The 5,080-nt window shown below is 62.4% G+C and carries 4 protein-coding genes; 3 read left to right on the top strand and 1 reads right to left on the bottom strand.

Annotated elements, in window-relative coordinates; translation table 11 throughout:
• From VIM98_RS10205 to VIM98_RS10195, 3 genes are all read left to right on the top strand, one after another.
• Window positions 1-1,175 (top strand): efflux RND transporter periplasmic adaptor subunit (locus tag VIM98_RS10205; protein ID WP_331992997.1); only part of this gene is annotated, 1,175 nt, incomplete at its 5' end.
• The gene (locus VIM98_RS10200; RefSeq protein WP_331992996.1) at window positions 1,159-2,619 is read left to right on the top strand and encodes an efflux transporter outer membrane subunit; all 1,461 of its coding nucleotides are present in this window, start codon (window positions 1,159-1,161) and stop codon (window positions 2,617-2,619) included. The genes VIM98_RS10205 and VIM98_RS10200, both read left to right, overlap by 17 nt.
• 193 nt (window positions 2,620-2,812) lie before the next feature.
• On the top strand, window positions 2,813-4,366 hold the full coding sequence (locus VIM98_RS10195; RefSeq protein WP_331992995.1) for a hypothetical protein: 1,554 nt from the start codon (window positions 2,813-2,815) through the stop codon (window positions 4,364-4,366).
• Window positions 4,367-4,576: 210 nt separating this feature from the next.
• On the opposite strand, the gene VIM98_RS10190 is transcribed toward VIM98_RS10195, so the two are convergent.
• A partial coding sequence (locus tag VIM98_RS10190) for a hypothetical protein (protein ID WP_331992994.1) occupies window positions 4,577-5,080 on the bottom strand: 504 nt, incomplete at its 5' end.

Raw genomic sequence — 5,080 nt, 5'->3', positions numbered from 1 at the left:
CCCCCGCCGCTGCCCTGCCGGGGCGCGCACCGCGGCTGCGCCTGGTCATTGCCATCGGCCTTGGCCTGGCGCTCGCAGCCGTCGCTGTCTGTTTGTCTGTTCGTGCCGTGGAATCGCGCAACCTCACGCAATGGACCGACGCGCAGCTCACACCCAGCGTGCAGGTCATCGAAGCCACACTGAACTCGGACGCGCAAAGCATGACATTGCCCGGACATCTCGACGCGTGGATCAGCACGCCGATCCACGCACGCGTAAGCGGGTACCTCAAGCAGTGGAACGTAGATATCGGCGACAAGGTCAAGGCGGGCGACGTGCTGGCGGTGATAGATACGCCGGAACTCGACCAGCAATACGAACAAGCCAAGGCCGAGCTGGCACGAGCACAGGCCAATGTGCGCCTGGCCGAAACAACCGCCAAACGTTGGCAGAACCTGCTGCAGTCGCGATCGGTGTCCAAGCAGGAATCCGACGAAAAAGCCAGCGAGGCAGAGACTGCCACGGCCAACGCACTGGCTGCGAAGGCCGATGTCGATCGCATCGCGGCGCTGGAGTCGTTCAAGCGCATCGTCGCCCCCTTCGATGGCACGGTCACGGCACGCAATACCGACATCGGCGACCTGATCGCAGCCAATAACAGCGGCAAGCCGTTATTTACCGTGGCCGATACCAACAAGATGCGTCTTTACACGGAAGTCCCGCAGGGCTATGCCTCTTCGGTCAAACCCGGCATGAAGGTCAAGCTGCTGGTGCTCGGACACGGTGGCGAAACGGTGGACGGCACCTTGATCGGTAACTCGGGCGCGATCAATCAATCGTCCGGCACGTTGCTGGCACAGTTCCAGGTCGACAATCCGCGACAGGATTTGCTGCCCGGCGATTTCGCGGAGGTCCGCCTGCCGCTTGCCGCCCCCGCCAATACCGTGACCGTACCCGCCACAACGCTGCTATTTCGTGCCGCGGGACCGCAGATTGCCGTCGTCGGGCCGGACAATCGCGTCGTGCTTCGCGACGTGCATATTGCAATGGACCTCGGTGACAAGCTGCAGATCGACCATGGTCTTGTGCCGGGCGACCGCATCGTCGACCACCCTTCCGATTCGCTGATGCAAGGCGACTCGGTGCAGATCGCCACCCAGGCAAAAGACGAGCGTGCGCATGTCAAGGCCCGTTGATCGTGTACGACGCCTCCTGCCGCTGGCATTACTGCTGGGATTGAGCGGCTGTTCGTTGGCACCGACCTACCACCAACCGAGCGTAGGCGCCCTGCCGGACGCTTATGCGGGGGCGGCTCATCCCGATGGCTGGACAACAGCCGATCCTGCCGACACCGCGTCGCGCGGCGACTGGTGGAAGGTCTACGCCGATCCGGCGTTGGACCGGTTGGAAAACCAGCTCAATGCAAACAATCCCAATATCGCCGTAGCGCTGGCACGCTACGAAGCATCGCGTGCGTTCGAACAACAGCTGCATGCCAGCCAGCTGCCTCAGGCTGGCGTATTGGCCAGCCCGACCAACGATCGCCAATCGAACAATCGCCCGCTGCGCGGTGCCAACCAGCCGAACGAATACGACACCCAGACTCTGGAATTCGCGGCCGGCTATGAGCTGGACTTGTGGGGACGTATCCGTAACGCCGTCGCGGCGGGTACGGCCGAAAGCGATGCTTCCGCCGCCGATCTGGCTTCCGCCAGGCTCAGCCTGCAAGCACAACTGGCCGACCTGTACATCCGCCTGCGCGGCTACGATGTGCAGGCGCGCATCGTGCAGGATTCGCTCGACGCCTACGGCCAGGGCCGAGATATGACGCGGCAACGCATGGAAGGCGGCGTTTCCTCGGGCCTGGATGTCGCACGCGCCGACGCACAGTTTGCCGACGCCCAGGCGCAGGCATCGGAACTCCGCGCGCAACGCGCCTTGACTGTGCACGCCATCGCCGCATTGGTCGGCGTACCGGCATCGGGCTTTTCGGTACCGCCTTCGCCATCGGCCATGACAGTTCCGGCGATACCGTTAGGGGTTCCATCTACGTTACTGCAACGGCGGCCGGATATCGCCGGCGCCGAGCGACGCACCTTTGCTGCCAACGCCAACATCGGCGTAGCGCGGGCAGCGTTTTTCCCGACGCTGAGCCTGAGCGCGGCCATCGGCTGGCAGGATGTCGGTCAGGGCAACCTGCTTGCTGCCGGAAACCGATTCTGGGCACTCGGGCCGCTGGCGTCGCTAAGCCTGTTCGATGGCGGCTTGCGACGCGCGCGCGTGGCGCAGGCACGCGCCGAGCTCGACGCAGCCTCCGGTCAATACCGGGCGGTCGTGCTTAGTGCTTTCCAGCAAGTCGAAGACAATTTGAGCTTGCTACAAGAGCTCGGCCGTGAGGCCATGCAGGAAGATGCCGCAGCGGCTGCCGCGAACGAATCGCAGACGCTGGCAACCAATCGCTACAAGGAAGGCGTAGTGAGCTACCTGGACGTGGTCAGTGCGCAAACGACCGCCCTGCAGGCCGAACGCACGGCTGAGCTAGTGCGTACACGCCGGCTACAGGCGAGCGTGGACCTGATCCGCGCGCTTGGCGGCGGATGGGAAGCTTCCGCAAAAGACACGCAAATCACCAAACGATAAAGCCAGGGCATACGGTGTCCGCCGCCGGCATGGCGGCAGACGCCGTTGAGCACGGCCAGGGTGCCGCTTATCCCAAATGCCGTGCGCCTGCGCCCAGGAGGCCGCAGGCTGGCCCGTCGCCTCGCACGGTCATCAAAAGTCGTTGAGCAGATCCTCGACCCGTGGACAGGGGTGCCTTCCATAGAGGTCAACGATGCGATCTTCCGCACTGCTCAAGCTCTCCTTCGCTATCGCCGCCGGCTTGTCGCTGGGCAAGCCGGCCCACGCAGTGGATGCCGACGCCCGCGCCCTGGTCTCCCAGGCCCTCAAAGCCATGGGGCAAAGCCACGACCTGCATAAGATCGCCGCACTACGCACGGAGACTATCGGTGCGAATTGGGATATCGTCGAGTTCGATCATGCCGATGCGCCCTACGTTTTCGAGGGCGCCACTCACGCCACCGTGCTCGACGATCTGCAAGGCCATCGACGCCTGACCGATACGACTCAGCTCAGTGCAGGCGCGGCTCCCTCGTCCATGCACACGCGAGTCTTGCTTACACCGACCGAAGAGCGCACAGACCTGGTGATCGCAACGCGGCCCCCCATGACCACGCGCGACGAAGCGCCGCCAGCATGGAACCTAGACGAACCCATCAGCGCACTACTCGCGGCTGAAGCCGCGAACGATTTGACGCGTGACGCCGATGCATCGCCGCACGGTATTCCGCAGCATGTCGTTTCGTTTCATGCGGGTCGCTACCCGGTGCATGTGTTCCTTGACGCGGCCACCGGCCTGCCCAGCGCTGTCGAAACCAAGATTGCAATGATCCGCGCCAATAGCGTGGATATCGCCTATAACGCCATGGGCGATCTGGTCGATCGTACCGAATGGATGAATTACGCGTTATTCGAGGGCATACGTTACCCGGTGCAATCGGATCTTTTCCGTAACGGAGTACTTTTGAGCACGGCCGTGCGCAGCGACGTGCGTCCGTTAGCGAGCCTTGAAGCGGATGGGTTCGCGATGCCGGAGACCACCGTCGCCGTATCGCACGCCACGCTCGACGATGTGACCCTGGGCCAACCGATCGGGCGAGCCCCGGACCCGAAGTCGCCGATCGCGGAAATCGCCCCCGGCATCGTGCAGATACCTGGCTCCTGGTTCACTACCATCGTGCGTCAGGACGACGGCCTGGTCATCATCGATGCACCTATCTCGACGGGTTATTCGCGCAAGGTACTCGACGAAGCGGCGCGGCGTTTTCCCGGCGTGCCGGTCAAGGCACTGATTACCTCTACCGCGTTCTATTGGCATGTCGCCGGCGTGCGCGAATACGCTGCGCGCGGCATTCCGATCTACGTACGCGATCGCAACGAGGCGGTGATCCGCGCAATGCTGAATGCACCGCGTACCCTCGTACCCGACGCACTCGCCAAGCATCCGGTCAAGCCCATCATCCGACCGGTATCCAAGGCAACCATTATCGGCCATGGACACAATGCGATCGTGCTTTATCCCGTAAGCGAAGGCGAGCAACCCATGGAAATGAGCTGGATCGCCGATGCGCATCTGCTGCATACCGGGGAAATGGTGATGCCGCTCGGGCCCAATGGCGCGCTAGTGCAGCCTGAGTCGTTGTTGGAGGTGAAAAAATCCGTTGAAGCGACGCCGATTCCGACGAACGGGCTGCGCATGATTGGCATGCACATGCGACCGACGGATTGGCAGGTGTTGTTGAAGGCGCTGAAGGATGCTGGCGTATAAGGCGATAGCCATGTTGCACTGAGGCAAGGTTCCCCCTTCCCCGACCCTCCCCTGTAAACAAGAGAGAGAGCTCATTCGCCACGTAGCGTGAGAAAGCTGGAAGGGGGTGAACACTTGTAGCAAGCCACATACTCCAGAAAAGCAAAACGGCGGGCAATGCCCGCCGTTTTTCCATCCCTGGGTCGAACTCCCTTCCGATAATCGTGAAACTCAGAACGGGTAGTAACGGAAGCTGGTGAAGAACATGTCTTCCTTGCCCGTCGCCGAGCCGCCAACGCCCTCGAACGATTCGCGCTCGGTATGCGAGTACTGCGCACCGAACTGGGCGCGGCCGAACTTGCCCTGGTAGAACTTCCACCAGAAACCCAGCGTGCCCTGCCAGATTTCCTTGGTGTTGCCCACGCAGCTACCGCCTTCGATGTTGCAACCGGCGTTGCTGTAAAGCGGGTTACCCCAGCCCAGTGCGACACCGTTGTAATTGAAAGCTTCCTTATCCTGACGTTCGCGGCCGCCGAAGGCGTAGATATCCCAATCCGGCGTCGCATGCAGCGTCAGGCCGGCCAGCAGCATGTTTTCCTTGATCGGAGCGATCGAGCCATTCGGACGGAAGGTCACGTCAGGCAGCTGCGCGCTACCGTAGCGACCGATACCGCGACCCTGCATGCCCGAGAACTGGAAGTCCAGTACCTTGTCGACCAGCGGCAGGATCACGCC

Origin of the sequence: Dyella sp., from assembly GCF_036568765.1 — a bacterium.
Lineage (GTDB): Bacteria > Pseudomonadota > Gammaproteobacteria > Xanthomonadales > Rhodanobacteraceae > GSA-30.
This window is presented reverse-complemented; position numbering and strand designations above follow the sequence as displayed.